The sequence below is a fragment of the Asaia sp. As-1742 genome (assembly GCF_011753235.1).
Lineage (GTDB): Bacteria > Pseudomonadota > Alphaproteobacteria > Acetobacterales > Acetobacteraceae > Asaia > Asaia bogorensis_B.
Genome location: NZ_VWWA01000051.1, coordinates 1 through 905, shown reverse-complemented (window position 1 = coordinate 905; position 905 = coordinate 1). Strand labels below are relative to the sequence as shown.

General features: G+C 63.9%; 1 protein-coding gene. It reads left to right on the top strand.

What is annotated here, in order from left to right; genetic code table 11:
* Positions 1-59: 59 nt before the first annotated feature.
* Entirely contained in the window at positions 60-881 is an 822-nt protein-coding gene (locus tag F3J08_RS16830) for an IS5 family transposase (RefSeq protein WP_166931923.1), read from the top strand.
* Positions 882-905 lie beyond the last annotated feature (24 nt).

Below are 905 nucleotides of genomic sequence, written 5' to 3'. Positions count from 1 at the left end.
CTGAGAGCCCGTTTAAGAATGTGCTTGGCGGCCTGATTGGGGCGTGCTTCAGGCTCTGGATGTGGACGCCAGAGCAGAGAACCCGGATGGGTAGGATCGTCCGAAAGACAACACGCTATCCGACAGACCTGACCGATGCCGAGTGGGAGCGGGTGCGGCCATTCCTCCCGCCGGTGGTGAAGCGCGGCTGCAAGCCCACGGCGGACATTCGCGAAATGTTGAACGCGATCCGCTACACGGCCCGCAGTGGCGGCGGGTGGCGAATGCTTCCGACGAACTTCGGTCCCTGGCAGACGGTCTATTGGTGGTTTCGACGCTTTGTGCGTCGGCTGATGTTTCGCACCATCCATGACATCGCGCTGATGATCGACCGCGAACTGGTGGTTCGGGACGCAAGCCCGACGGCGGGCGTGGTCGACCGCCAGACGGTGAAAGCGCCGCATACGCCCTATGGGGGCGGCTATGACGCTGCCAAACGCACCAAGGGACGCAAAAGGCACATCGCGGTGGATACAGACGGGCGGCTGTTGATGGTCAACCTGACTACGGCAGACGTCCAGGATGCGGCCGGGGCGGAGCAGATCGTGGCGGCCGTGCGCAAGCCCTGGCCCTGGCATCTCTTCGCGGATGGAGCCTATGATCGGGGCCGGCTGGCGAGCCTCGTCGCCTACCGGGACTTCACCCTAGAGGTCGTGCGCAAGCTTCCTAACCAGAAAGGCTTTCAGGCGCTGCCACGGCGATGGGTGGTGGAGCGCACGTTCGGCTCGATGACCCGCTGGCGGCGCCTGGTCCGCGACTACGAAAAGCGCCTCGACGTCTCCGGCGCCATGATCGACATTGCCATGGGCAGCCTCCTGCTCCGCCGCATCAGCCATCCATAGACATTCTCAAACGGGCTCTAAGAC

Coding starts and splice junctions, on each gene's coding strand:
- F3J08_RS16830 (WP_166931923.1), top strand. CDS start 60: ATGTGGACGCCAGAGCAGAGAACCCGGATGGGTAGGATCGTCCGAAAG.